General features: G+C 73.4%; 21 protein-coding genes and 1 pseudogene. 10 read left to right on the forward strand and 12 right to left on the reverse strand.

Annotated elements, in window-relative coordinates; all coding sequences use genetic code 11:
* From ECOMGDLI_RS36480 to ECOMGDLI_RS26105, 9 genes and pseudogenes are all read right to left on the reverse strand, one after another.
* A pseudogene (locus tag ECOMGDLI_RS36480) lies at positions 1-1056 on the reverse strand (hypothetical protein); the annotation flags it as partial.
* Positions 1057-1111: 55 nt separating this feature from the next.
* The gene (locus tag ECOMGDLI_RS26070) at positions 1112-2056 is read right to left on the reverse strand and encodes a nucleotidyltransferase family protein (RefSeq protein WP_158221161.1); all 945 of its coding nucleotides are present in this window, start codon (positions 2054-2056) and stop codon (positions 1112-1114) included.
* 37 nt (positions 2057-2093) lie between these two features.
* Entirely contained in the window at positions 2094-3116 is a 1023-nt protein-coding gene (locus tag ECOMGDLI_RS26075) for a glycosyltransferase family 4 protein (RefSeq protein ID WP_158221162.1), read from the reverse strand.
* 8 nt (positions 3117-3124) lie between these two features.
* Positions 3125-3985 (reverse strand): glycosyltransferase family 2 protein, encoded by an 861-nt coding sequence (locus ECOMGDLI_RS26080; RefSeq protein WP_158221163.1) that lies wholly within the window; start codon positions 3983-3985, stop codon positions 3125-3127.
* Positions 3982-5337, reverse strand: a complete 1356-nt coding sequence (locus ECOMGDLI_RS26085; protein WP_088319764.1) for an O-antigen ligase — start codon at positions 5335-5337, stop codon at positions 3982-3984. Before ECOMGDLI_RS26085 ends, ECOMGDLI_RS26080 begins: the two co-directional genes overlap by 4 nt.
* Positions 5338-5341: 4 nt before the next feature.
* Positions 5342-7285, reverse strand: a complete 1944-nt coding sequence (locus ECOMGDLI_RS26090) for a polysaccharide biosynthesis tyrosine autokinase (protein WP_088319765.1) — start codon at positions 7283-7285, stop codon at positions 5342-5344.
* 189 nt (positions 7286-7474) lie between these two features.
* Entirely contained in the window at positions 7475-9412 is a 1938-nt protein-coding gene (locus ECOMGDLI_RS26095; protein ID WP_088319766.1) for a DUF4012 domain-containing protein, read from the reverse strand.
* A gap of 70 nt (positions 9413-9482) precedes the next feature.
* Positions 9483-9956, reverse strand: coding sequence for a hypothetical protein (locus ECOMGDLI_RS26100; RefSeq protein ID WP_143447947.1), 474 nt, complete (start codon positions 9954-9956; stop codon positions 9483-9485).
* Positions 9957-10050: 94 nt separating this feature from the next.
* Entirely contained in the window at positions 10051-10533 is a 483-nt protein-coding gene (locus tag ECOMGDLI_RS26105; RefSeq protein ID WP_143447948.1) for a hypothetical protein, read from the reverse strand.
* A 510-nt stretch (positions 10534-11043) separates the two neighbouring features.
* Between ECOMGDLI_RS26105 and ECOMGDLI_RS26110 the strand changes: the two genes are divergently transcribed.
* From ECOMGDLI_RS26110 to rfbA, 7 genes are read left to right on the forward strand one after another with little or no spacing between them, the layout of a single operon-like run.
* On the forward strand, positions 11044-12360 hold the full coding sequence (locus ECOMGDLI_RS26110) for a glycosyltransferase (RefSeq protein ID WP_198955193.1): 1317 nt from the start codon (positions 11044-11046) through the stop codon (positions 12358-12360).
* Between the two features lie 14 nt (positions 12361-12374).
* Positions 12375-13670 (forward strand): glycosyltransferase family 4 protein, encoded by a 1296-nt coding sequence (locus ECOMGDLI_RS26115; RefSeq protein WP_143447949.1) that lies wholly within the window; start codon positions 12375-12377, stop codon positions 13668-13670.
* Complete coding sequence (locus ECOMGDLI_RS26120; RefSeq protein ID WP_088319770.1) at positions 13660-14355, forward strand: hypothetical protein; 696 nt, start codon at positions 13660-13662, stop codon at positions 14353-14355. The genes ECOMGDLI_RS26115 and ECOMGDLI_RS26120 overlap by 11 nt, the downstream gene beginning before the upstream one ends.
* A gap of 40 nt (positions 14356-14395) precedes the next feature.
* Positions 14396-15385 carry a dTDP-glucose 4,6-dehydratase gene (rfbB, locus tag ECOMGDLI_RS26125; protein WP_088319771.1) on the forward strand — a complete coding sequence of 330 codons (990 nt, stop codon included), beginning with the start codon at positions 14396-14398 and terminating at the stop codon, positions 15383-15385.
* Positions 15382-16305 carry a dTDP-4-dehydrorhamnose reductase gene (rfbD, locus tag ECOMGDLI_RS26130; RefSeq protein ID WP_088319772.1) on the forward strand — a complete coding sequence of 308 codons (924 nt, stop codon included), beginning with the start codon at positions 15382-15384 and terminating at the stop codon, positions 16303-16305. Before rfbB ends, rfbD begins: the two co-directional genes overlap by 4 nt.
* Positions 16306-16319: 14 nt before the next feature.
* Entirely contained in the window at positions 16320-16943 is a 624-nt protein-coding gene (locus ECOMGDLI_RS26135; protein WP_088319773.1) for a dTDP-4-dehydrorhamnose 3,5-epimerase family protein, read from the forward strand.
* Positions 16943-17806, forward strand: a complete 864-nt coding sequence (rfbA, locus tag ECOMGDLI_RS26140) for a glucose-1-phosphate thymidylyltransferase RfbA (RefSeq protein WP_088319774.1) — start codon at positions 16943-16945, stop codon at positions 17804-17806. Before ECOMGDLI_RS26135 ends, rfbA begins: the two co-directional genes overlap by 1 nt.
* Positions 17807-17809: 3 nt before the next feature.
* On the opposite strand, the gene ECOMGDLI_RS26145 is transcribed toward rfbA, so the two are convergent.
* Complete coding sequence (locus ECOMGDLI_RS26145) at positions 17810-18436, reverse strand: response regulator transcription factor (RefSeq protein WP_158221164.1); 627 nt, start codon at positions 18434-18436, stop codon at positions 17810-17812.
* 185 nt (positions 18437-18621) lie between these two features.
* Positions 18622-19947 carry a GAF domain-containing sensor histidine kinase gene (locus ECOMGDLI_RS26150; RefSeq protein ID WP_088319776.1) on the reverse strand — a complete coding sequence of 442 codons (1326 nt, stop codon included), beginning with the start codon at positions 19945-19947 and terminating at the stop codon, positions 18622-18624.
* Positions 19948-20053: 106 nt separating this feature from the next.
* On the opposite strand from ECOMGDLI_RS26150, the gene ECOMGDLI_RS26155 reads away from it, so the two are divergent.
* The 3 genes from ECOMGDLI_RS26155 (at position 20054) to ECOMGDLI_RS26165 (ending at position 24965) form a co-directional block, all read left to right on the forward strand.
* A complete protein-coding gene (locus tag ECOMGDLI_RS26155; protein ID WP_088319777.1) occupies positions 20054-21979 on the forward strand; it encodes an Ig-like domain-containing protein in 1926 nt (641 codons plus the stop codon).
* Between the two features lie 221 nt (positions 21980-22200).
* Positions 22201-22719 (forward strand): hypothetical protein, encoded by a 519-nt coding sequence (locus ECOMGDLI_RS26160; RefSeq protein ID WP_088319778.1) that lies wholly within the window; start codon positions 22201-22203, stop codon positions 22717-22719.
* 389 nt (positions 22720-23108) lie between these two features.
* Positions 23109-24965, forward strand: a complete 1857-nt coding sequence (locus ECOMGDLI_RS26165) for an HNH endonuclease signature motif containing protein (protein ID WP_088319779.1) — start codon at positions 23109-23111, stop codon at positions 24963-24965.
* Positions 24966-24983: 18 nt separating this feature from the next.
* Here the strand turns inward: ECOMGDLI_RS26165 and ECOMGDLI_RS26170 are convergent, their stop codons facing one another.
* Entirely contained in the window at positions 24984-25778 is a 795-nt protein-coding gene (locus ECOMGDLI_RS26170) for a GNAT family N-acetyltransferase (protein ID WP_158221165.1), read from the reverse strand.
* Positions 25779-25790: the final 12 nt, after the last annotated feature.

A 25790-nucleotide genomic window follows, 5' to 3' on the forward strand; every position in this document is an offset into this window, starting at 1 on the left:
CCCACCGCCGCCGCCACCGCCGCCGGGGAACCCCGGTTCCGTACCTCCGGCCCCGCCGTTCCCACTCGGGCTGCCTTGGTCACCACTGGGGCCGCCGTCGTTTCCGCCGGTGCCACCGGCGCCGGCGACGCGCCCCGCGCCAGCGGTCGTCTGGCCCCCTCGGCCGCCTCTTGTTTCGATGGGGGCCCCGTTCACGTTGTAGTTGCTGCCATTCTCGGCGGTGTTGGTCGTCACCACGATCGCCTCGTCGGTAAAGACGCCGGCATCGCCGCCTCGACCGCCCTGCACGGCGCCGTCCAAGGCGCCGCTGCCACCACCTCCGGCCGCGATGACGACCACGACACCAGCGACCTCGATCGCCGTGGCCCCGCCGCCTCCCCCAGCCCCGGCGCCACCCGTACCACCGCTGCGGAACCCGCTGCCCCCGGTGCCACTCGCGCTGCCACCGGCGCCGACCGTGATCTTCACGGGCGTGGGAGCGGTCCGGCCGGTCGGCAGCGTAATCGTGCCTTCGAGGGACGCCGCATGACCACCGCGACGGCTCGCGCCGCCGCCACCACCACCGTTGAGCGTGAACGAGATCGTGTTGACGTACGCCGGGACGTTGATCGTCTGCGTACCCGGCCCAGGGCTCTGGTAAGGAAGATCATTGCTCGCCGCAAACGCGGCCGTCGGAAGGGCGATGGTCTGGATGCCGACCGCCGCCAAGGCGGCGCCCCCAGCCGCGCCCGCGCGGAGCATCGACCGACGGCTCGGCGACCCCGGCGCCGGGGCCAGCAGGTCGCGGTCGCTGAGCTCGTCGACGATGCGAGCCACCGACTCTGCGTCCAGCCCGGCGACCACGCCGTCGGCCGTCCCGCGCCAGACCACGGCCACGTCGCCGTCCAAGTGGTGCGCCTCGTCCGTGACCGTGTTGAGAACGACGACCCCCCCGTCGAGCTCACGGCTCACGACGTGACCCGCCCGCTGCGGGACGGTCACCTGCTCGTGTGCGTCCACGTTCTCCTCCACACCCCGTACCCCCAGAAAGACTTCTATCGGTTCGACTGTAGCCACGCGGCACCATCGTCGCGGGCGGATTCATCATGTCAGGAACGAATAGCAGACAGGCTCAATGACCGGCCGATGCGAATGGGTCGTTCGGGCCATTTCCAGAGACGCTTCCCGGGCGCCGGTCCCCGCTGCGCGCACTGCTCCTCGCACGACGCACCTCACGGACGGCGCCCGGCAGCCGTGCGGCCAGAAAACGCAACCGCCGCAAGGATCCCCGCAGGTAGGAGGCTCTTCTGCCCGCGCCATCGGGAAACATTCTCGAAATCATGAGCCGCGACGGGAACAGCTCTGCTGCAACCATGCGGAACGCTGCTGGGGGCGAAAGCCGAAGAACGCGCTCTAGCTGAATCGCCGACGGGCTCGCACCCTCGATCTGCAGGGACACCGACGCCTCGAGACCACCCGCAGTAACACCATCCGTCACCAGGATGGCGCCGGTGACGTAGTCAGTCACACCCAGTTCCGACGCGAGCGCCAGGGCCGATCCCCACTCGCCGGGAGTGACGACCTCCCGTGCCCTGCGGAAATCCTCACGCACCTGCGCGCTGAGATGTCCGGACGCCACGGCATGCAGTGCCAGCACGACGCAACGGGCCGGGACGTCGAGCGCCGGAACGAGCCGGCCTCCCACCTCGAACGACGAGATGTGGGAGGCGAGGACTTCCCAGAGCCGGTCCGACCGACCGACCGGCGGCAGGGCCGGCAGCCCGACGTGCAGGTCGACCTCCGCGCCGCGTGGGGTGGTGAGAACGAGGCTGTGCGGCGCCTCCTCGCCCGGTGCGCCGTGCACCGGCACGACCACACCGTTCGAGACGAGGGCGTTCACCGCCTCGCCGAGGCGCGAAGCCGGCACCAGCAGGTCGACGTCCCGGTAGTCGCGCGGCGGGTCGTAGAGCCACGTCGCGGTCGTCACGCCTTTGATCAGCGCGTGCGGGACGGCGGCATCGCTGAGGGCACCGATGGCTCGGAGTGCCACCTGGTCGAGGCGCAACTGGCGGGCCACGGAGCCTGCACCCGGCCGCATCGCGGGCGGCCCAGGCTCAGGCATGGACCACCGACGCGGAGACCTTGGCGTAGAGGCCGACCACCGCCTCTACGTGCTGGCCCAGCGAGAAGCGCAGTCGCTGCAGCTCCTGACCCGTCTCACTCAGCTGCCGTCGCAGCGACTCGTCCATTGCGACCCTTCGCAGCTGCAGGGCTGCCCCGGCTGCGTCTCCGGGGGTGAACACAGGCGCCATGGGCAGAAGCCCAGTCGTCTCCAGGTGTCCGCCGCCTGCAGCCGCGACGACCGGGATCCCCGCGGCCATTCCCTCCAGGACCGACAAGCCTAAGGGCTCCGCGGGAGCGGTGGCGAGCATCAACCCGGCAGCCGCGAGCTCGGCGTCGACGTCACCGACCCAACCGACGAATGTGACACCGTGGATCCGTTCGCGCTGAACCGTGGACTCGAGCGTTGGGCGCAATCGACCTTCACCGACCACCCGTAGGTGCCAGCCCTCGGCCGCGAGTCCGGACGCGGCCCAGGCGCGCAGACCGGTGGCCGCGTCCTTCTCGGCTTCCAATCTCTGTAGGAGCAGAACTGTGCGGTTGTCGGCGCGCCACAGCGACGTGCGCGGCTCAACACCGTTGAGGACGACCGCGGCCGGTCGACGCTCCAACTGCCCCGCCACGAACTCGCTGATGGCGATCTCTGCGGAGAGGTTGCGAGAGATCCATCCCGCGGCGAGCCGGCCCGGCAGGGAGGCACCCCGAGGTGCGGCGAAGTGCCGCGTCGCGACGATCGGCGCACGGTGCCGGCTGCGACCGGCCACCGCGACGGCCTCGGCGAAGGTCATGTGGGCATGGCACACGTCGAAGCGCCCGGCGGCTCGGACGGACCGCAGCGCCTCCCGCAGCGTGCGGCCGAGCAGGACCCGGACGTCGGGCCCCGCCTCCCGAGCCATCGCATCCGGGCGGCCGCCGACGACGGTCACGTCGCGGCCGGCCTCGGCGAGCGCGCGCGACAGCGTCGCGACGTACCGCTCGGCCCCGGCGAAGTTGTCCGTGACGATGACCTGGAGCACCCGCGCCGTCATCGCACCCCCAGCCCGGCGACACGGCGGGGGCCCTGGCGGAGGATCCGGGCGCGAGCGCGGGCGGCCGCACCACGCCGGCCGGGCAGCGCGACACCACGGGCGACGGCCCCGCACCATGACGCGGCCCGGTACGTCTGCCAGCCGGTAGTACCGAACCACTTGCGTACGTACGTCTCCGTGCCGGCGTGGAACAGCCGTTCCCGCCGCTCCGGGTCGGTGCTCGTCGCACCGCCGATGTGCCGCGCGACGACGGCCGCCTCGTGGTGCGCCGTCCAGCCCTTCGCGCGGGCCTGACGCTGCCAGTCCGTCTCCTCGGCGTAGAGGAAGTACCGCTCGTCGAAGGTGCCGACGTCCTGCAGGGCCTCCCACCGCAGCAGGAGCACCGTGCCGACGGCGAAGTCCGCCGCACGGTTCAGCCGGCCCAGCCCGAGCGTCTCGAGCCAGGCGCGTGCCGGGTGCGGGAACGGCCACATCACCCGCTGCGCGGACCCGTCGGGCTCGCGCAGCGACGGGCTCACGGCTGCGACCCGCTCGCGCCCCGGAGCGAGCAACGCCGCCTGCAGGGCAGAGACACCGTCCGGCGCGATCACGGCGTCCGGGTTGAGCAGGAGGACGTCGGCCGGGTCGCCGGCGAGCCGGTGCGCGAGCCCGGCGTTGACGCCGGCAGCGAACCCCCCGTTGCGCCCCGGGTCGGTGTACCGGGCACCGTGACACGCCGCGACCGCGGCGACCTCGTGGCTCGACGAGTTGTCGACGACGTGGACGGCGTAGCAGCCCTCGAGGGCTGCCAGTGTGCTGTCGAGCAGCGCGGGCTGCCCGTAGGCGACGACGAGCACCTCCACCGGTCGTGCGGTCACTGGGCGACCTCCTGGACGGTGGGGGCGGGGACGTCGGCCCGGACGACGTCGACAGACGACTGCTCCGGTGCGGCGCCCGGACGACGGCGTTGCGCCAGCGCCATCCCGAGCACGAGCCACCCGAGGACAGGGGTGCCCCGCACCCAGTACACGTCGACGAGCCCGTGCCCGACGATCGCCGCCGTGAGCGCGAGCGCTGCCGGGCCCAGCTCCGTGCGGCGGACCGTACGCCACCCCACCCACAGCGCGCCGAGCACCAGCACGACGAACGAGCCCATGAGCAGGTACCCGCCGGTCGCGCCCTCGAGCAGGAGCACCTGGTGCGGGTCGTCGGTGACGTTCCCCTCGTAGGGGTTGCCCGCCAGGTACTTCCCGACCCCGACCCCGGTCCACGGGTGGGCGTGGATCAGCGACCAGGCGTCGGCGTGGTACTGCTCCCGGATCTTGATCGCCCACTCCCCGGCGGTCTCGTTGCCGGAGGTGTACGTGAGGTTGCGCTCCTGGGCCTCCTCCGGCAGCAGCCGGAACACGACGTACGCCGTGACGGCCACGGGCACGGACAGCGCCAGCGACCTCAGCCGGGACCGGGAGCCGGGCTGGGCCAGGACCAGCACGGCGAGCGCGACACCGACCGAGAGAATGGCGCCGCGGCTCTGCGTCCACAGCAGACCGGCGACGAGCAGCGGGGTCAGCCACTGCAGCCAGGGGCGCAACGGCTTCACCGCGAGCAGGAGAATCAACGCGTTCGCGACGAACTGGCCGATCGGATTCTTCTGCCCGAGCTCGACGCCCGCGATCCACAGCGCACCGGTGACTGCTGAGGCGACGATGTAGGCCCGGAGGAACCACAGCTCGCGACCCGTCCGTGCGACGAGCGCGCCGACGAGGAGAGGGAACACGAAGAGCTCGACCCGCTGGCCCGTGGCGACGAGGACGGCGAACTCGGGATGGGCCACGAGGAGCACCGTGAGGACCGCGAGGTACTGCCCGACAACACCTTTGAGCGGTGAGAGAGCGCGCAGCTCGTCGGCCCGATTCGTCAGCACCCACTCGAAGACGAGCCCGAGCACGAGGAACGTCATGAGGAGGTCGCTCAGCGCCATGTTGACACCGAGGACACCTCCGGACAGGTCCGCGACGTAGGGCAAGGTCACCGCGAGCACGGTGATCGCGAAGACCCGCTGCGCGAGCAGCCAGAGCAGCACCGGCGCGACGACGAGCAACGAGGCGAGGCGTGGCGTGCTCACCGCGAGGTAGCCGGCGAGGCCGGCCACGACGAGCGTGCCGACCGTGAGGTAGGTCGCCACCGGGTCCGTCACCCGCAGGCGCCCCCGTGGCGTGGCCTGGAGCACCGGGTCAGTCCTTCGGCCGCTGCCGCATGATGTCGTCCAGCCGCAGCGCGTCCGGGGGCGACAACGGACCGCTGCCCTGGGGCGGCATGCCCCACGGTTCGTCGGCCCACGACGCCGGGGGCGACGACGGCGCGACGAACGGCGGCTGCGGAGGCGGGACCGGCGCCTGCGGGTAGCCGCCCGGCGGGTACTGCGCGTCGGCGAACAACGAACCGGCGGCCGATGGCGGGATGACCGGGTACGGGGCCGGGTGCTGTGCCGGAGGCCGGCCCGCTCCGAACCCCTGCTCGGACGCCCCGAACTGTGCGGGCTGGTGACTGCCCCGGAGGTCGACGGTGAGGTCCGGGCCGGGCTGTGCCGGGTACGTCGGCGCGGGGTACGTCTGCGTGGGATACGTCTGCGCGGGATACGTCTGCGCGGGATAGGCGGGGTACGCCGGCGGGACGACGTCGGGGGCCCGCTGCTCCCCGGCCGGTGCGGACGGCTCGACGGGCACGGCGGCGGGCGGCGGGCCGTCCGCCGGCCGGGCGTGCCGCCCACGCCGGTGCGACTCCGGCGCCCGACGCTCGGCAGGCGCGACGACGGGCGGCGCGGAGGGCTCTTCGGACGCGCTCGAGGTGTAGCCGTACGCGTAGCCGTAGCCCTCGCCGTACGCCTTCTCCTCGTGCTTGACGACGGCGTTCCCGATGACGCCGAGCAGGGTCGCGTTGACCTTGGCCACGGCGTCCACGGCGCGCTTGAGGGCGGCCCTGCGGGTCTCGATCATCCGCGCGACGACGACGACCCCGCCGACGTTGACACCGATGACGAGGGCGTCGCTCACGGGCAGGACGGGCGGCGAGTCGACGATGACGAAGTCGAAGGCCTCCTCGAGCTCCTGGATCACCGCGGCCATCCGGGCCGAGCCGACGAGCTCGCTCGGGAACCGCGGAACCGGACCGCTCGCGAGGATGTGCAGGTTCTCGCCCTGCACCGGCACGAGGGCCTCCTGCCAGCGCCAGCGGCCGTTCAGCACGTCGGAGAGCCCGACGGAGGCCTGGACGCCGAAGTACTTCGCGACGGTCGGCTTGCGCAGGTCGGCGTCGACGAGCACGACGTTACGCCCGGACCGGGCCGCGACGATCGCGAGGTTCGCCGCCGTGCTCGACTTGCCCTCACCCGGTGCCGGGCTCGTGACGACGATGGAGCGGGGCATCCCGTCGACGCTCGTGAACTCGAGGTTCGTCCGCACGTGCCGGTAGGCCTCGGCGCGCCCGGAGCGGGGCCGGGTGATCGTCGGCAGCGAGTCGCCGGAGTGCTCCTTCGGGATCGACCCGAGCAGGGTGACGCCGGTGAGCTTCTCGATCTCGGAGCTGTCCCGGACACGCGCGTCGAGTGCCTCGCGGCCGAGGGCGCTGCCCAGGCCGAGGACCAGACCGATCGCCGCTCCGATGAGCAGGTTGCGCAAGGGGTTCGGCGACACCGGCGACGTCGGCAGGCCCGGCTGCGCCATGACGGAGATCTTCACGCTGGACGTCGCCGGCCGCTGCTCGAGCGTCGAGACCACCTGCGCCGTCCACCGGCCGTAGCCGGCGGCGATCTTCTGGGCCTTCTGAGGGCTGTCCGCCGTCACCGACACGTTGATGTACGGGCTCGTCCCGTCGGCGGTGGCCGTCACCACCGGGTTGCCGCCGACCACACCGGCCCGCTGCGCGATATCGGCCACCGCAGGCGGCGCGGGGATGAGCAACGAGTACGACCCCGCCCGCTGCGCGGCGAGCTGCCGTGCCACGAGCTCCTCGTTCCCCGTCTCCGACGGGGAGCCGCCGACGAGCAGCTGGACCCCCGACGTGTACCGGGGCGTCTGCGTGAGGCTCGCCGCGAAGGCCCCGGTCGCGCACACGACGATCGCCAGTGCCACGAGCCACCAGCGGCGGCGCAGCACACGGAGGTAGTCAGCCAGTTCCACCCGTTGTCCGATCGTCGGGACCCGCGGTGGCGGACGCGTCGTCGCGTCGCCCCCCGCCTGGTCCAGCCGTCCCCGACGGCCATCGTAGGTCGGTCATTTCGCCCGCGCGGTCGCTTTCGCCTGTTCCGCAAGGGATTGCCACGTTCATCGGCGCTGCGTCGATCGGCGCTGCGTCCAACGGCACCGCGCTCATCCGCACCGCCCGAGGTCGGTCTTCACCGTGGTCGGACGCACGAGCGCCTGGGCGCGCACCACGGCCGGCTTCTTCGTCGGGGGTTCCGCGAGCGTCAGCGTCATGGTCCGGCTCTGGCCCGGCTCGAGATCGAGCGTGAGCCCGTACGAGGGCAGCCCGGCCTGCACCCCGGACCCGAGGATCTGGCCGCCCGCACCGACGACGATCGTGTCAGGCAGCTCGCCCGCCCCCAGCGGCAGCCCGAGCGGCTTGCCGTCGAGCGTCGCCTCGAGCACGCGCGAGCCCTTGCTGACGAGCAGCTGCGCGTCGATCTTGTTCTGGCCCACCACGTAGCGCCCCGTCGGCACGTCGCCGCGGGTCACGACGTAGTCCGGCAGACCGCTCGCGGGCGCGGAGTTCTTCACGCTGAGCGTGACCTTCGAGCGGCGCGCGGAGCCCGAGCACTCGGTGACCGCGTAGGACAGAGACGACTGCAGATAGGCGTCGAGCTTGGTGCCGGCCGCGTTGACGAAGACCGACTGCACGAAGGGCGTCCCGTCCCGCAGGACCGCCCCGCCGACGCCGCCGTCCGTCACGGCCTTCTGCTCGTCGGCGTGGCCGCTCCACACGAGGATGTGCCCCGTCCGGGCCGACTCCACGAGGGTCTTCAGCAGCGCCGCCCGGTCGCCCCGGCCGGAGAGCACGGCGTCGATCGTCGCGGTGCCGACCTGGAGCATGACCCGCTTGCGCTCGTAGACGTCCTTGCCGAGCCGGTACTGGCCGTCGTACACGAGCTTCTCGACCCCTGCGGCGTCCACCGTGCCGAGCTCACCGGCCTGCACCGGTCCGGTGACGGCGAGGATGCCCTTGAGCGCCACCGGATCGAGGGCGAAGGTTCCGTCGACGCGTTCCTTGGTTCCCGCCTCCCACATCGCGGCCCAGGCGCGGGAGACCTCGGGGAAGTCGGGGCTGAGGTTCGAGTTGACCCACAACGACGTCGCCCCCTGTGTGGCGTACCGCTCGTCGTAGTCGGGGTCGATGCCGGGGATCGCGAGCGGCAGCGCGGGCAGGTCCGCGTTGGACCCGACGCGGCGCACGTCCAGCGACCCCTTCGACGCGACGAGGGTGGCGTAGGCATCGATGAGCCCGCCGGTCCCCCGCGTCTCGGAGAGGTTCTGGAAGGCCAGGAAGTAGCGCCGGTCCCCCTGCGCACCGAGCATCGGCGGCACCACCCGCGCAGCGACCGCCGCCGTGCGGGCGGTGCGCCCCACGGTGGTCAGCTGGTCGAGCAGCTGTGCGCGCGCCGCGGCCACCTGCGGGACGTAGGACGCCGGGAGGTCCTGCACCCGGGCGGTCGAGTCGTCGATGACCGTCGAGGCCGTCTGCAGGGCCCCGGCCGCGTTCGCGAGCCGCGTCACGTCGACGGTGCTGCCGTTCGTCACCATCCGGGAGGGCTGTGCGACGTCCGCGGCGGACTCCAACGACGGTAATGCGTCCGAGGCGAGGGCATCGACGGCCTCGGTGAGGCCGCGCACTGTCTCGATGGGGCTGCCTGCGACCGGGACGTGACCCCAGAACCACCACACGGGGTCGTGGGTCCGGTCGTTCGCGGTCCGGGCCGCGACCTGTACGGACGCGAGGGTGGACATCGCGTCGGCACCCGCCCCGCTCGACCAAGCCGTCTGCACGAGGGCCAGGTCCGACCGCGCCCCCTCGAGCTGCGACTTCGCCTGCAGCCCGGTCCAGGCGATCCACAACGCGCTGCTGACGACGAACAGGAGCAGCAGCGCGGCGCCGCCGAGCACCCACCGCACCGTGTGCTTGCGGCGCCGCCGGGCCGCCCGTCCGCGGCCGGTGGTGCCCCTGGTGACCTGGAGCCGGCCCTCGGACCTGCTGTGCCGCGCCGGCCCCGTGATCGTCTCGGGTGCGCGGACGACGTCCACCGGACGAGTCATCGCGCACCTCCGGACACGTTGGCGACGGGCAGTGACGGACAGCCGGACCCAGCGGGTGACGGCCCCGTCGTCAGTTCGTCACGACGACCTGGACGGTGCCCGAGCTGGCGGTCTGCAGGCCGCCACCGGCAGCGCTGACGACCTGGAAGTACGTCGTCCTGCGCACGCCCGGGATCGTGAACGAGAACTGCCCGGCCCGGGCACGTTCGCCGGTCTCGCCCCGCTTCACGAGCACGAAAGGGCCGTCGGCGCTCGGCGCCGAGTAGACGGCCACGGGCCAGTCCGGCAGGCCGCACGCGTTGAGCCGCACCGTGCCGCTCAGGGTGAACGAGCGCCCCGGGCGAACGGACGACGGACCGGTCAGCGTGACGACAGGACGCACCTGCGGCGGGTAGTTGCAGCCGCGCGGGACCCGGACGGAGTCTGCGAGAAGGGCCGGCGACCGGCCCGACGGCTGCGCCCCGAGAGCGGACGAGGCCGTTGTCACCGCGACAGCGGCGACCGCGGCGGCAGCCATTCCCAGCACGAGGCGGGACCGACGCATATGAGTTACTCCCTCGTGAAACACCTACCCCCGAGGTGCCGACGGGGATCAAGGTACACGCGGAGTACATGCGTCGCCGAAGAATGGTCGTTTCCTACGGCACGAACGTCACGGTAATGGTGTTCGAGGTGCCCGGCCCGAGACCGGCGGCACTCTCGGTGACCACCTTGAAGTAGGTGGTCTCCTTGATCTTGACGTCCTCGAACGTCCGGATTCCGCGGCTGTTCGTCGTCTTGCGGGAGACCTTGGTATACGTGCCTGTCGCCGTCGGGCTCTTGTACAGCACGACGCGCCAGTTCTTCAGCCCGCAGTCGTTGTACGTGACGACCGCCGTGAGCTTGATCTCCTGGTTCTTCTTCGCGGAGGAGCGATTCGTCGACAGCGTCACCGTGGGCGCCGAGTGCGGCGGGTACACGCAGTCGTCGGGAATCTTGCGCGTGTGCGCGAGGAAGCCGACCCCTGCCGCGACGCGCTGCACCGGCGACGCCTCCCCCGGCAGCGCTGCAGCGGCCGTGGCCGGCACGGCGATCGCCAGAACGGCGAGAGTGATTGCTAGGTAACGCTTCCGGCGCGACATCGGGTTCCCCCCACTGAAGTTCAATGATCACCCTGAGGGATCAGTGCAGAACAGACAGTAGCGCCCCTCTGCGGGCGGCGAGGACGACTTGGCCGCACGCCGGGCCTTCTCGCGGACAACTCGTCCGAACGGCCGAGGAGATCCGACACGCCCTACGCACGGTCATCAGTTAATTCTGCGTTTCGCCCGCCATGACGGCGCGCACACGCGAGGACCGCTCTCCGCCGGCATTTCCGAGTATTTGCCCGGCAGCACGCTCACGGAGCGCATTTCCTCCTCCGAACCGCCGATGCACCGGTCACCCGAAGGGAATGCGCGCCTCCCCCGAGCACCCGAGAACCTGTGGTGTCAGGAAAATGTCAAGTGCGGAAGTGCCCGACGGTCGTCGCAGACGCGCGTAATGTCTGGCCCCGGAGCACGCGGGGGTGTGCAGCAATTCATGTCGACGTCGACCTTCACCGTTCTCGGTGGGGGTCGGGACGTCATGCGTCCACACGGGGAGAATTCTTCATGACGACAGGCACCCACGCGGGCTTTTCCGGTGCGCCCGGACGGCGGGACGCGCCCACGCTGCCCGACGGCGTCCGGATCCCGGCCCCGGCCGGGCACGCCACGGCGCTGCACGAGGGCCGGCTCTCCGTGGACGTCGTCGCGCCGTCACCGACGTCCGACCTGTCGCTCCGCACCAGCTCGACGAGCACCTCGACGACCGCCTCCCCCACCGGAGCGCACGTCGACCTCGGCCGGATGGTCGTCCTCAACGAGTGGTTCGAGTCCATCGGCGGCGCGGAGCGCACCCTCCTCGCGATGCTCGACGCTTTTCCCGGCGCGGAGGGCTACGCCCTCTGGAAGGACGCCGGCGCCCAGGCCCCGGCCCACCTGAGGGAGTCGTGGCTGGCGCGCACGCCGTTGCGCGGCCGCAAGGCCCTCACCCTCCCGCTCATGCCGTTCGTGTGGCGCACCCAGACCCGGCGCCGGTACGACGTCGTCCTCAGCCTGAGCCACTCGCTGAACCACACGGCACGCTTCCCGCTGAACCCCGGCGGCGCGCACCTGTCCTACGTGCACACGCCCGCCCGGTACGTGCACCTGCCGGAGATCGACCGCCGGCGCCGTGCGGGGCTGCAGAGCCTCGCGGTCGGCGTCACGAAGCAGATCGAGCGCCGCACGAGCCGGCACGTCGACAGCTACGCGGCGAACTCCGTCGAGGTGCAGCAACGGATCCGCGAGTTCTGGGGCCGTGACGCGCGTGTCGTCAACCCGCCGGTGCGCACCGGGTTCTTCACCCCGGACGACGCACCCACGCCCGTCTGCGACCGCGGGTACCTGCTCGGCGTCGGCCGCTGGATCCTCTACAAGCGGTTCGACACGATGATCGACGTCGCGGCGCGGTCCGGGCTGCCGCTCGTGCTCGCCGGCGCCGGCCCGATGGAGGGCGAGCTCCGTGAGCGTGCGGCCGCCTCCGGAGTTCCGGTGGCGTTCGAGGTGCGCCCGACCGACGAGCGGGTCCGCGAGCTCATGCGCGGCGCGAAGGCGCTGCTCTTCCCGTGCCACGAGGACTTCGGCATCGTCCCCGTCGAGGCGCAGGCCTGCGGCACCCCTGTCGTCGGTCTCGGCCGGGGCGGGCTCGCCGAGACGGTCGTCGACGGCCGGACCGGTGCCCTCGTCGACGAGATCGACGTGACGGCCCTCGCGGACGCCGTCCGGCGGGTCGACCGCCTGGATCCCCTGGACATGCGCGCGAACGCGCTGCGTTTCGGCAGCGACCGGTTCGCGGCCCAGGTGCAGCAGTGGGTCCACGACGTGCAGGCAGGCGACCGGTTCTGAGCGGTACGACGGGGATGCGAGTGCTGCGGGTCTACCACGCAGGTCGTGACGCGGCGCACCGCCGGCGCGAGGCCGCGCTCGTCGCGGCGGGCGTCGACGTGCACCTCGTCGTCCCCTCCGCCTGGCCGGACGGCGGCTCCGAGCGTCATCTCACGGAGACCCGGTTCCCAGTCACCGAGCTCGACGTGACCCGCCCCGGCGACGTCAACCGGCACCGGCACACGGACGACGCGCAGGTCCGGGCCGTCATCGACGCCGTCCGTCCCGACGTCCTCGACCTCCACGAGGAGCCGTTCAGCGCTGTTGCCCGGCAGTGGCTCCGCCGCGCCCCCGCGGACCTGCCCGTCGTCATGTACACGGCGCAGAACCTCGACAAGCGTTTCCCGCCGCCGTTCCACCAGTACGAGCGGGCCGCCCTCGCACGCGTCGACGGGTTCTACCCGTGCTCGCTGCAGGCGGCGTCCGTCGTGCGTGGCAAGGGCTCGCACGCCCGGATCGACGTGCTGCCGCTCGGCGTGCCCGCGGACGCGCTGCGGACGGGCGACCAGGACGCGGACGACGGCCCGTTCCGGCTCGCGCTCCTCGGCCGGCTCGTGCCCGAGAAGGGCGTGCGGGACGCCGTCCGCGTGCTCGCCGCGGTCGCCGCCACGACACCCGCGCGCCTGACGGTCGTCGGGACCGGCCCCGAGCTCGAGCCGGCGCTGCACCTCGCCGAGCGCCTCGGCGTCCGCGAGCACGTCGAGCACCTCGGCTGGCAGGGCCCCGATGCCGTCTCGGAGCTCTACCGCGCCGCGCACGTCATCCTCGTGCCGAGCACCGGCACGACGACGTGGGTCGAGCAGTTCGGCCGCGTCATCGTCGAGGCCCAGGCCGCCGGCGCCGTGGTCGCGGGTTATGCGAGCGGCTCGATCCCCGAGGTCGTCGGCGACGCCGGGCTGCTCGTCGGGGAGGGCGAGGTCGACCGGCTCGGTGCTGCGGTGACGCTGCTCGCCGAGAACCGCGCGCTGTGGAAGGAGCTCCGGGACGCCGGCGCCCTTCAGGCCGCCGGCTGCTCGTGGGCGGTCGTCGCCGCCGGCCAGGCGGCGCTGTACCGGGCGGTGCTGGACGCTCGGCTCTCCGGACGGGCCACCGCACCTCCGTCCGCGCGACGCACGACGGCGGCAGGGCGGCGGGGCCGGCGCGCCGCGGCCGTCGGCGAGTTCGGGCCGCCCGCGACGTGCGCCGGCACGGAGCGTCCCTTCGCGCTCCCCTTCCTGCGAGAGCCCACCCCGGTCTCGCGCCTCCTCGGCCGGGTGCTCGATGAGATCTGACCCCGGGCCGGCGCTGCGGCTCACCGGGCCGAGCGCGCTTCTCGTCCTCACCGGCGCCGAGCGGCCCGGTGCGGCGACGGCAACCGGTCTCGCGAGGGTGCACGACCGCACCGTCGCGCTCCACGGCTGGCGGACGGCGGACACCACGCTCCGGCTGCTGCGGTCGGTCGCCGGGCCGCCGACGTTGCGCCCCTACAGCGCCACCCTGCACGCGGCGCAGATGCTCGAGGACGACGCCCCCGGCACCGCGGCGCTCTGCGGGCTCGCCCGCACGCTGCTCGCCCCCGGCGAGCGCCGCCGCACGCTCGCCCGGTTCGTCGTCACCGCCGCGGAACGCCGGCTCACGCAGGCGCCCGCGCTGCCCGCCGAGGACGTCGTCGCCCTGCGCACCGTCCTCGCCCTCGCGGCGGACCACCCCGACGACGCGGCCGTGCTCGCGCCGCTGTTCCTCGGTGTCCACGAGCACGGGGCGGGCACCGTGCTGCACCTGCCGGACGGCGCCCCGCTCGCCGTCGTCCGGGGTCACCTCGACCTGACCGTCAGCACGTCTGCCGCCCGGCTCGCCTTCGGCGGGCTGCGGAACTCCGGCGACACCAACGGCGAGTTCACGGCGGCCCTGCGGCCGACGAGCCCTCGCCGCACGACCAGCGACGAGCTCCGGACCGACGCGGCCGCGGCGTCCTGAGGACGACCCGGCGCACACGACAGATGGGACAATTCTCGGCATGAAGATCCTCGTCACGGGTGGGGCGGGATTCATCGGCTCCTGCTTCGTCCGGATGACCCTCGCGGACGCCCTGCCCGGCCTCGTGGGCGCGGAGGTCGTCGTCCTCGACAAGCTGACGTACGCCGGCACGACGACGAACCTCACGACCGTGCTCGGGTCGCCGCGGCTGCGCTTCGTCGAGGGCGACATCCTCGACCGCGAGCTCGTCGGGAGCCTCGTGCAGGGCGTCGACGCCGTCGTGCACTTCGCCGCCGAGAGCCACGTCGACCGCTCGATCTCCGGTGCCGCCGACTTTGTCGTCACCAACGTCGTCGGCACCCAGACGGTGCTCGACGCCACGCTCGGCGCGCCCGGCCTGCGCTTCCTCCACGTCTCGACCGACGAGGTCTACGGCTCGATCGACGTCGGCAGCTGGCCCGAGACCCACCCGCTCGACCCGAACTCGCCGTACGCCGCGAGCAAGGCGTCGTCCGACCTCGTCGCCCGCTCGTACTTCCGCACGCACCGCACCGACGTCGTCGTCACGCGCTGCTCGAACAACTACGGGCCGCACCAGTTCCCGGAGAAGGTCATCCCGCTGTTCGTCACGAACCTCGTCGACGGCGGCACCGTCCCGCTCTACGGCGACGGGCTCAACGTGCGCGACTGGCTGCACGTCGAGGACCACTGCCGCGGCCTCGCGCTCGCGCTGACGAAGGGCCGCGCCGGCGAGGTCTACAACATCGGCGGCGGGACCGAGCTGACGAACCGCGAGCTCACCGAACGGCTGCTCGCCGCCACCGGGCGGGACTGGAGCGCCGTCGTCCCGGTCGAGGACCGCAAGGGCCACGACCGCCGCTACTCGGTCGACATCCGCAAGATCTCCGAGGAGCTCGGCTACGCGCCCCAGGTGCCGTTCGAGCAGGGGCTGGCCGACACGGTCGACTGGTACCGCGCCCGCCGCGACTGGTGGGAGCCGCTCAAGGCGGCCGCGCCGTCCGTGCGATGACCGGCGCCGCATCGCCCGGCGCGACCCGCCGCTGGGTCGTCGTCGGCGCCGCCGGCATGCTCGGCACCGACCTGCGCACCGCACTCGCCGCGGCCGGGCAGGACGACGTCAGGCTCCTCGACCGCGGGGACGTCGACATCACCGACCCGGCCGCCGTCCGGGACGTCGTCGGCACGGCGCTGTCGGACGGCGGTCACCGCGGCGAGGCCGTGCTCGTCAACTGCGCCGCCTGGACGGCCGTCGACGACGCCGAGGCGCACGAGGCCGCGGCCTTCGCCGTCAACGCGACCGGCCCGCACCTGCTGGCCCGGGCGTGCGCCGACGCCGGGGCACGGATGCTCCACGTGTCGACCGACTACGTGTTCGCCGGCACGAGCCGGACGCCGTACGCGGAAGGCGCGGCCCTCGGGCCCGCATCGGCGTACGGCCGCACCAAGGCGGCCGGCGAGTGGGCCGTGGCCTCGGCCCTGCCCGGCGCGCACTGGCTCGTCCGCACCGCCTGGCTGTACGGCGCGCACGGGCCGAACTTCGTCACGACGATGCGCCGGCTCGCCGCCGAACGCCCCACCGTCGACGTCGTCACCGACCAGGTCGGGCAGCCGACCTGGTCCGCCGACCTGGCGGGCCGGCTCGTCGACCTCGTCCTCGCCGACTCCCCCGCCGGGACGTATCACGGCACCTCGGCGGGCGAGTGCTCGTGGTTCGACCTCGCCCGGGCCGTCTTCGAGGGCAGCGGCCACGACCCCGAGCGGGTCCGGCCCACGACCTCCGACGCGTTCGTCCGGCCCGCACCACGACCCGCCCGGTCGGTGCTCGGGCACGACGCCTGGGCCCGCACCGGCCTGGCACCGCTGCCGCACTGGCGCGACGCCCTCACCCGGTACCTCGCGACGGCGGACGCTCCCGCCGTCCCCCGCTGAAGGAGAGCACCACCATGGACATCCGCCCGCTGGGGATCGAGGGCGCCTGGGCGTTCACCCCGAGGCAGTTCCGCGACGACCGGGGCGTCTTCCTCGAGTGGTACCGGCACGAGGGTCTCGCCGAGCACGTCGGGCACCCGCTCGACCTGCGGCAGGCCAACTGCTCGGTCTCGTCGGCGGGCACCGTCCGCGGCGTCCACTTCGCGGACGTGCCGCCGAGCCAGGCCAAGTACGTCACCTGCGTGCGCGGCGCCGTCGTCGACGTCGTCGTGGACGTGCGGGTCGGCTCGCCGACGTTCGGTGCATGGGAGGCCGTGCGGCTCGACGAGACCGACCGCACCGCGGTGTACCTGTCCGAGGGTCTCGGGCACGCGTTCGCGGCGCTCACCGACGACGCGACGGTCGTCTACCTCTGCAGCGAGGTCTACACCCCCGCCGCCGAGCACGGCATCACCCCGCTCGACCCGGACGTCGCCGTCGACTGGGCGTCGTTCGGGGTCGGGGAGCCGCTCCTCTCCCCCAAGGACGCCGCGGCGCCGACGCTCGCCCAGGCCCGCGACAGCGGTCTGCTGCCGCAGTACGCGGCCTGCCTCGAGCACCGCCGCGCGCTCGCCGTCCGCAGCGGGGCGGGCGTCTGATGCGCGGCATCCTCCTCGCCGGCGGCTCCGGCACCCGGCTGCACCCGGTGACCCGGGCGATCAGCAAGCAGCTCATGCCGGTCTACGACAAGCCGATGATCTACTACCCGCTCTCGACGCTCATGATGGCCGGCATCCGCGAGGTGCTCGTCATCACGACCCCGGAGGACTCGGCGTCGTTCCGGCGGCTCCTCGGGGACGGCGACTGGCTCGGCATGCGGATCGAGTACGCGGTGCAGCCGCGGCCCGAGGGCCTGGCCCAGGCCTTTCTCATCGGGGCCGAGTTCGTCGGCGAGGAGAAGGTCGCGCTCGCGCTGGGAGACAACATCTTCCACGGCACGGGCCTCGGGACGGCGCTCCGCGCGTGCACGGACATCGACGGCGGGCACGTCTTCGCGTACCACGTGGCGAACCCGCGGGCCTACGGCGTCGTCGAGTTCGACGCCGACGGCCGGGTGCTCTCCATCGAGGAGAAGCCCGAGCGGCCGAAGAGCCGGTACGCCGTCCCCGGCCTGTACTTCTACGACAACGACGTGCTCGGGATCGCCCGCTCCATCACGCCGAGCGCCCGCGGCGAGCTCGAGATCACGAGCGTGAACACGACGTACCTCGACCGTGGCCGGCTCAGCGTCTCGGTGCTCGAACGCGGCACCGCATGGCTCGACACCGGCACCGTCGAGTCGATGATGAACGCCTCCGAGTACGTGCAGGTCATCGAGGCCCGGCAGGGGTTCAAGGTCGGCTGCGTCGAGGAGGTCGCCTGGCGCAACGGCTGGATCGACGACGCGATGCTGCGTGCGCACGGCGAGGCGCTCGCGAAGTCGGGCTACGGGGCGTACCTGACGGACCTGCTGAGTCCGTGACCGCTAGATCAACCCCCGCCGCGCCGCCGCCCCGACCGCCTCGGCCCGCTTGCTGACCCCGAGCTTGCCGAAGACGACCCGCAGCCGGCGCTTCACCGTCGTGTCGCTCATGTAGAGCTCCTCGGCGATCTGGCCGTTGCTCATGCCGCGGCTGAGCATCGAGAGCATCCGCAGCTCGACCTGGTCGAGGTCGGGCTCCGGGGAGCTCGCCTCCCCCATGAGCTGCTCGACGAGGTGCGCGGTGACCCGGGGGCTCAGCGCGCGCTGGCCGGAGGCGACCGTCTCGATCGCGGTGACGAGCACGGACGGCGAGTCGACCTTGAGCACGTAGCCGAGGGCGCCGGCGCGCAGCGAGCGGGTCACGTACTCGTCGTCGTCGAAGGAGCTCACGACGACGACGCGGGCGCCGGGCTCCTCCTCGAGGATCGAGTCGACGAGGTCGAGGCCGGAGCCGGTGCCGAGCCGGATGTCGACGAGGCTCACGTCCGGGCGGTACCGGCGGAAGGCGGCGAGGCCCTCGTCGACCGCGGCGGCCTCGCCGACGACGTCGAACTCCGGGTAGTTGGAGAGCAGGCTGCGCAGGCCCTGCCGCACGATGGGGTGGTCGTCGACGATGAGGATGCTCGTCATCTCGCCGCTCCCGGCCACGTCGCCATGCGGGCAGCGTAGGTCGAAGGTCCCGGGGTGCGCGACCGGGAGCATGGGCCGGACGGATGACGGTCGACGGCACCTCGGCGCCCGACAGGAGGGCGGCGGCACGTATGTCGGGAACGTGCCCTTCCGCCGTCCGCTCCGCGGCCGCGACCGGCCCGGGATCAGGGCAGCGGCACGCAGGCGCGGATCGTCGTCCCGCCGCCGGGCGTCGACTCGATCCCCCAGCGGCCCTCGAGCGTCTCGACCCGGCGCCGCATGCTGCCGAGCCCGAGGTGCAGCCGGCCGCCGGCGCCGGCGGTGCGCTCGGCGTCCGCGGGGTCGAAGCCCGTGCCGTCGTCCGAGACCGAGACCGTGAGGCAGCCCTCGTCGGCCTCGAACGCGAGCCGTACCAACGCGTTCCGCGCACCGGAGTGGACGGCGACGTTCTTCAGGGCCTCCTGGACGAGCCGGTACAGGCTCGTCTCCGCGCCGGCCCCGAGCCGCACGGGGCGGCCCGTGACCTCGACGGTGCAGTCGATCCCGCTGAACGCGGCGAACCGGTCCGCGACCTCGCGGATGCCGGCGGTGAGGCCGAGGCCCTCGAGAACCGGCGGGTGCAGGTCGTGGACGACGCGACGCAGCTCGGTCTCGACGTCCGAGAGGATCGCACGGGCCGAGTCGAGGGAGCCGAGGGCCGCGTCGTGCTGCCCGGCCTCGACCCGGTGCCGGCTGCTCGTCAGCTCGAGCAGCGCCCCGACGATGAGCTGGTTGACGCCGTCGTGCAGGTCCGCGGCGATCCGGCGGCGCTCGGTCTCCTGGGTGTCGACGGTGTCGGTGAGCACGACCTGGAGCCGGGACGCCTTCTCCGCCAGCGCGTCCCGGGCCTGGGCGAGCTCGCTCGTCCGCTCGGTGACGAGCCGCTCGAGCCACGTGTTCGTCTGCTGGAGCTGCTCGTAGAGCTGGGCGTTGTGCACGAGCACGGAGATGAGCGAGGCGTAGGTGAGCACGAGGCGCTCGTGGTCGTCCTCGTACGGCACCGCGCGGTTGGCGAGGCCGATCATGCCGATCGGGGCGCCGTCCAGCCGCAGCGGGACGCCCATGAACGCCCCGACGGGCGGGTGCCCGCTCGGCTGCCCGACGCGGTGCGGGTCGGCCGCGGCGTCCGCGGTGCGGACCGGGCGGTTCTCGAGGACGACCGTGTTGAAGATGTTCGGCTTCAACGGGATCACCCGGTGCTCGGCGAAGAAGTGCGGCGCCGGGTGGAAGCCGTGGATCGCGACGATCTCCAGCTCGCCGACGCCGTCCCCGTGCTGCGATGCACGGATCAGCCCGATGAAGCCGAACTCGGACGCCGTGAGCGACAGGCACTGCCGCAGGGCGACGTCCAGGGTGTCCTCGACGTTGCGCTGGCTGGAGACCTCGCGGACGAGGTCGGTGAGCGCGTCGAGCTCGTCGCGGGCCTCGGGCGCGCTCGGCGGCGCGGGCCGGGGGACGACGGGCGAGGTCATACCGGTGACTGTAGGCGCGGCGTCCGGGCTCGGGAACCCTCCGACCGGGGGCTCCCGGGCGCTCGGACTGGAGCCGGGGGCCCGGTGAGCCGATGACACCGGGGTGGTGGGCGAGACCTCCCCTGCCGTGGCGCGCGCCCGGACGCTCGCCGCGGCCCTCGGCGTGGGCGGGCTGCTCGTCGCCGCCCCGGTGGCCGGGTACTGGCTGGCCTCGCAGACCTCCTCGGCGCCGGGCAGCGTGGCCGGACTCGCCGCGCCGTCCTCGCTGAGCAGCACGGTGACGCCGACGTCGATCACGCTCACCGTTCTCGCACCGGCGACCGGGCCGACGCCGTCCGGGTACACGGTCGCGGCGGCGGACGGCGAGGCGCGGGTGTGCGCCCCGGGCGGTCGTTCGGGCGCAGGCTCGGGCGGGCCGGCCGCGACGTGCACGTTGACCGGGCTGCGCAGCGGGACGGCGTACACGCTGACGGTGCGCTCGGCGCTCGGCCCCGCCACGAGCACAGACGGGCTCGCCGTGCGGGTGACGACCGCTGCCGCACCGCCGCCGGGGGCGCCGCGGCTCGCCCCGGCGAGCGACTCGGGGGTCTCCCCCGTCGACGGGATCACGAACGTCACGACCCCGACGCTCACGGGCGACCTCGCGCCGGGGCTCGGTGGCGCCGCCGTCGCCGTCTTCGACGGCTCGACCCAGGTCGCGGCGACGACCGCCGCCGCGGACGGCAGCTGGGTCGTCGCGCTGGGCCGCCCGCTCGGGGCCGGCGTCCACGCCCTCAGCGCCCGGGCGGCGCTCAACGGCGGCGCGCGCGGGTCCGCGAGCCCCGCGACCACCGTCGTCGTCGACATCGCTCCCCCGGCCGCGCCGACGGTCGCCTCGGCCTCGTGCGGGCGAGGGCCGGCCGTGCTCACCGGCGGGTCGTGGACGTGCACCGCGTCGTCCCTCGGCGAGGACGGCCTGCGGTACTCGTTCACGGCGTCCGACACGACGAGCGGCATCGCGTCGGTCGTCTACACCGCAGCGACGAGCACGGTCGCCATGCCGGCACCGGTGCCGCTGCCCGGGGCGGGCGTCGTCCTGCCGCTCGCGGCCGGGCTGGCGACCACGCCGACGATCACGTCCGTCGAGGCGTACGCGACCGTCGCAGTCGCGGCGGTGGACCTCGCCGGCAACCGGTCCGTCGTCCAGACCCTGCCTGCCGTCGTCGACACCACTGCACCCGAGTCCGGGACCGCCGTCACCGGGTGCTCGGGGGCGCTGACCGGCGGGGTCTGTGCGGGCGCGACGACGGTGACCGTCACCGGCATCGCCGACCGCGAGGTGACGAGCGGGGTCTCGCTCGTCGACTGGGCGGTCGCGGGCGGGCCGAGCGGGGTGGCCGGGGTGAGCGGCGGGACGGCGCGGTTCTCGTTCACGGCTCCCGACGGGCGGCCCGCCGTGACGTTCACGGTGCGGGACGTCGCGGGGAACGCCGCCGTCCCCGGGCGGGTGACACCGGACGTGCCGCAGGACGGCTCGGGGCCGACCGTGTCGTCGGTCGTGCTCACGGACGGCGGTTCGCCCGGCGCGGCCGGGCCCGGCGACAGCCTCGCCGTGACGCTTGCGGACGGGGTGAGCGGAGTCGACCCGAACTCGCTGTTCTCGGGGTGGACGAGCGGGACGACGCAGGGCACGGTGAGCGGGGACGGCGCGGTCGTCGTCACGGTGACCGACGCGGGGGCCGACGACGTGCTGACGGTCGCCGTCGCCGGGGCGGTGACGAACGTGGGGTCGTTCGCGCTCGGCGGTGACTATGTCGCGGGTGGGGCGCTGACGTTCTCGGGGGCGGGTTCCGGGGCGTCGGCGCTGCGCTGGGTCGGGCGTGACGCGAACACGCTGGGGACCCTGACGATCAGCCTGGGGGCGTCGACCTCGGGTGCGCCGCTCGTGGTGGCGGGTGCGCCGGTTGCGGTGTGGACGCCGTCCGCCGGGGCGGGTGACCGGGTGGGGCACCGTGTGGCGGTCGTGCCGGTGCGGGGCAGCGGGCGGTTGTAGATCGTTCCGGTGACGGGGGCGGGGTTCGCGGTCGTACCGTGAGGTTCGCCGGGGTCATGCCTGCCGGAGTGGATGCTCGGCGGGGTGCGTCGTCAGCGGCGGTTCTGGAGGGGGTCGGCATGACGGTGGGTCCTGCGTCGTCCGCACCGGACGCCGTCCGCCGGCCGGGTGGCGACGGGCCCGGTCGGGAGGCCGACTCTGTTGGGGCGGGTCGTCGTCGGGTGCGCGGGGTCGCGGCGGGCGTCGCTGTCGTGGGCGCGATGGTCGCACTGCTCGTGTGGCCGGTGCCCGCGCTGTGGCAGGACACGAGGGTGACGACTGCGAGGCTGCTGCTCCGCCCGGCGACGCTCGTGACCGATCCGGGCCGACCGACAGCGCTCGGGGTGCCCGCCAGTGACGCCGTCGCGGCGACCGCCTTCCTCGGCTGGGACGAGCCGCTGCGGCTCGCCGACTCGTGCCTGACGAGGGCGAGCGTGACCCTGCCGCCCGGCTGGGTGCTCCAGAGCACGTTCACGATCCCCGGGCAGGTCGCCGTCGCTCAGGCGGACCGCTCCCGCGTCGTCGTGGAGCAGGCAGCGGGTGCGGAGCGGTTCCTGCGCCCGACGTTCGTGGCTGCTTCTGCGGCGGCGGGCGGTGGCGATGTTCGCGGGACGGGGCGGGTCGAGCGGGTGTGCGACGGTGCGGTGACGTCGGCGGTCGACGTGGTTCTCGTCGTGGAGACGCGGTTGTCGGACGAGTAGTGGTGGGCTGCCCACCTCTCGTGGGTGGCGCCCTGACGCGACGCTGCTGGCAGCCGCCGACGTCTGATCGCCTGTGTCTTCGTTCTGGCTCCGTACCCTCGCGCTTGCCTCACTCTCGCCCGCTCCCTCGCCGTCGCCTCCGGCGCTCCACCCCTCTCGCCCTCGTCTGCCGGCGCTCCACCCTCTCGCCCTCGCCTCCGGCGCTCCACCCCTCTCGCGCTCGCTTCTACTCGCCCTCGCCTGCCAGCTGGTCCTGACCCCGATGCCCGCATAGGCGCAGGTGGTCTCCTGCGACTGTTGGTTAGTGACGATCACTGACGCAAAGTTGTTCTGCTGGAACGGGTCTCGCGAGATCAAAACTGTCGGACCCCGTCCCTAGTGTTGGTCTCGTGAGCAGCGACGACCAGACACAGGGCGAGGTGCCCGGCAGCGAGCCGGACGCCGTGATACCTGCTGCTCATGTCGTGTCCGACATATCGATGCCGGTGCACGACCTGCAGGCCGGGGTCGCGGCGATGAAGGCCGCGACCGCGATGGTGCTGGAGGCGTCGCGGTGCGCCTGGTCCCTGTCGGACAGCGAGGCACGGGACGTGGTGGAGGCGTTCACCCGGGCGATGGCCTCCGCCGAAGCAGCCCGCCTCGCGGTGATCAAGGTCCTCGACGAACGCCCCGAAGCCGTCCCCGGCGCTAGCGAAGGCAAAGTCGCGGCCGCGTTCCTGACCGGCCGGTTAAACGTGGACCAGGGCAGGGCGAACGCCGACGCGCGGGCCGCGCACGCCCTGGATGCCGACTCCGGGAGCCTGCCGCAGGTCGGCGCGGCCCTCGCGGCCGGTGAGATCACCCGCGAGCACGCAGACGCCTGCGTCCGCGCCGTAGCGCGGCTCCCGAAACGCCTCCGCGTCGTCCTCCTCGAGGACGAAGCGACCGGTGAGCTGAAGTCCGGGATGGAGATCGCGGACGCGTTCCTGGCCGAGCAGTGCCGCCGGTTCCCGGTCCGGGCGATCCACCGCCTCGTCGACGAACTCGTCCGGGTCCTCGACCCCGACCGCGAAGAGGACTTCGACGAAGACGCCCACCTACGCCGCGGCCTGTCGTTGGTGAAGGACTCCACTGGCATGGGGTCGCTGCGGATGACCCTCACCCCGGCAGACACCGCCGTGCTGTCCGCGATGCTCTCGGCGGCGGGCAAGCCGCGGCCTGCCCGTGAAGTGCTCACCGTCGACAGCGAAGGGGTCGAGCAGGTCACGCTGGTGAAGGACGACCGGACCGTGGCGATGCGCCGCTACGACGCGGTGATGGGACTGCTCCGCGCCGGCCTCACCGGCGACAGCGGTGGTGAGGCGCCTTCGCCGCTGGTGAACCTCTTGGTGACCGCGACGGTCGAGCAGGTCGCCGCCGCCGGTGCGGCCGCCGAACGGGTCCGCCGACGGGCCACCGCCGGAGCCGGAGGCGACCTGGACGAACCAACCGCCGCCGACGCCGCTGCCCGTTCGGACTTCGGCTGCGCTGCCGACGTCGATGCGGGTGCACGCGCTGGTACTTGTGCGGGCGCGGCTGGTGCGGGCGCGGCTGGTGCGGGCGCGGCTGGTGCGGGCTCGATCCCGGAGGCGTTGTCCAACAACGGATCCGGCTCATCAGTCGCGTGCCGGGTCGGCCGGGCGGCGGGGTTGGCGACGCTGCACCGGCACGGGCCGATCGGGTCTCACCTGCTGGCCTACCTGGCGTGCGCGGCGACGCTGACGAGGGTGCTGCTGGACCCGAACGGGGCACCGTTGGACGTGGGGCGGACACATCGGCTCGCGACCCCGGCACAGCGCAAGGCCCTCGCGGCACGCGACGGCGGGTGCGTGATCCCGGCGTGCCCGGTCCCGCACGAGGGCACCGACGCCCACCACCTCCAGGCCTGGGAGCACGGCGGTCCGACGGACCTGCACAACCTGGTGAGCCTGTGCCCGGCCCATCATCAGCAGGTCCACGCGGGCCTGTGGGTGGTCGAGGTGCTCGACGGGATCGTCTGGGTGCGACCGCCGTCCTGGATCGACCCTCAGCGGCGCCGGACCCGCAACCTCCACCACCAGACGCACGCCGCGGCCCAGCGGATCGGCCAGCAGCTGCGGCTCGCTCTGGACGAGGACGCCGACGCCCGCGGCGTCGGCCCGAACCGGACCGGGCTCACCCCGATCGACCTCACACCACCGATCTGGAACCAGGCACCACCCGACGACACCTGGGAACGGGCGGGCTGACGACTCCCGCAGAACCTGTCAGTCGTCGCCCACGAGGACGGCGGTCTGCCGTCCTACGCGGACGAAGCCCATCGCTGCGCAGAGCCGCTCGGACGCCTCGTTGCCCAGCCGGCACCGCCACTGCACGACGAGACCCTCGTCGAGCGCCGCGGTGACGACCCGGCGGGCCACGGCCGACGCGTGGCCGAGCCCGCGGTGGGCGGGGGCGGCGGCGACGCCCACCTGGGCGACGTCCTCGCCCCAGCGCTCGTAGCCGGCGAGGGCAGCGACCTCACCGGAGGAGGTGAACGCCGCCCACCGCAGCGGCATGGCCGCCAGGCCGCTCTCGTCCCACTCGTCGGCGGGGAGGCTGCGACGGAGCTGATCCACTGCCACGTCGCCGGCCACTTCCAGGTCGCCGGCCGCTGCCAGGTCGCCGGCCGGCGACGGGGCAGCGGTGCCGGTCGCTCGCGCGGCGAGTCCCGTGTCGCGGTACGAGAGCGCCGCCGTCCCGATCGGCCGGAGCCGGAGCGGGTGCAGCCGCCGCACCAGCGCGTCGACGTCCGTCAGCGCCGCCGGGTGCAGACCCTCGAGCCGTGCGGCGGCAGCCGGAGGGCAGGTGACCACGCACGTGCCGAACAGCTCCACGGCCACGACGGCCGTCGAGTCCTCACGGGCGACGACGTGCGACCCGGCGCCGGCGAAAACCCCCGGCGGGGCCGCCAGCCGCCGCGCCCACTCGGCACGGACACGCTCCCGGCCGGCGTCCGACAGCGCTGCCCCGGCCACGACGGACGGGCCGTCCGACAGGTCCTCCCGCGTTCCGCCGTCCACGCTCCCATCCTG

The organism is Kineosporia sp. R_H_3 (assembly GCF_002198675.1).
Classification (GTDB): Bacteria; Actinomycetota; Actinomycetes; order Actinomycetales; family Kineosporiaceae; genus R-H-3.

What these genes read in the sequence shown, in the direction of transcription:
- ECOMGDLI_RS26105 (WP_143447948.1), bottom strand. Translation starts at nt 10,533, where the DNA reads ATGTCGCGCCGGAAGCGTTACCTAGCAATCACTCTCGCCGTTCTGGCG.
- ECOMGDLI_RS26145 (WP_158221164.1), bottom strand. Translation starts at nt 18,436, where the DNA reads ATGACGAGCATCCTCATCGTCGACGACCACCCCATCGTGCGGCAGGGC.
- ECOMGDLI_RS26115 (WP_143447949.1), top strand. Translation starts at nt 12,375, where the DNA reads ATGCGAGTGCTGCGGGTCTACCACGCAGGTCGTGACGCGGCGCACCGC.
- ECOMGDLI_RS26135 (WP_088319773.1), top strand. Translation starts at nt 16,320, where the DNA reads ATGGACATCCGCCCGCTGGGGATCGAGGGCGCCTGGGCGTTCACCCCG.
- ECOMGDLI_RS26095 (WP_088319766.1), bottom strand. Translation starts at nt 9,412, where the DNA reads ATGACTCGTCCGGTGGACGTCGTCCGCGCACCCGAGACGATCACGGGG.
- ECOMGDLI_RS26150 (WP_088319776.1), bottom strand. Translation starts at nt 19,947, where the DNA reads ATGACCTCGCCCGTCGTCCCCCGGCCCGCGCCGCCGAGCGCGCCCGAG.
- rfbD (WP_088319772.1), top strand. Translation starts at nt 15,382, where the DNA reads ATGACCGGCGCCGCATCGCCCGGCGCGACCCGCCGCTGGGTCGTCGTC.
- ECOMGDLI_RS26110 (WP_198955193.1), top strand. Translation starts at nt 11,044, where the DNA reads ATGACGACAGGCACCCACGCGGGCTTTTCCGGTGCGCCCGGACGGCGG.
- rfbA (WP_088319774.1), top strand. Translation starts at nt 16,943, where the DNA reads ATGCGCGGCATCCTCCTCGCCGGCGGCTCCGGCACCCGGCTGCACCCG.
- ECOMGDLI_RS26120 (WP_088319770.1), top strand. Translation starts at nt 13,660, where the DNA reads ATGAGATCTGACCCCGGGCCGGCGCTGCGGCTCACCGGGCCGAGCGCG.
- ECOMGDLI_RS26100 (WP_143447947.1), bottom strand. Translation starts at nt 9,956, where the DNA reads ATGCGTCGGTCCCGCCTCGTGCTGGGAATGGCTGCCGCCGCGGTCGCC.
- rfbB (WP_088319771.1), top strand. Translation starts at nt 14,396, where the DNA reads ATGAAGATCCTCGTCACGGGTGGGGCGGGATTCATCGGCTCCTGCTTC.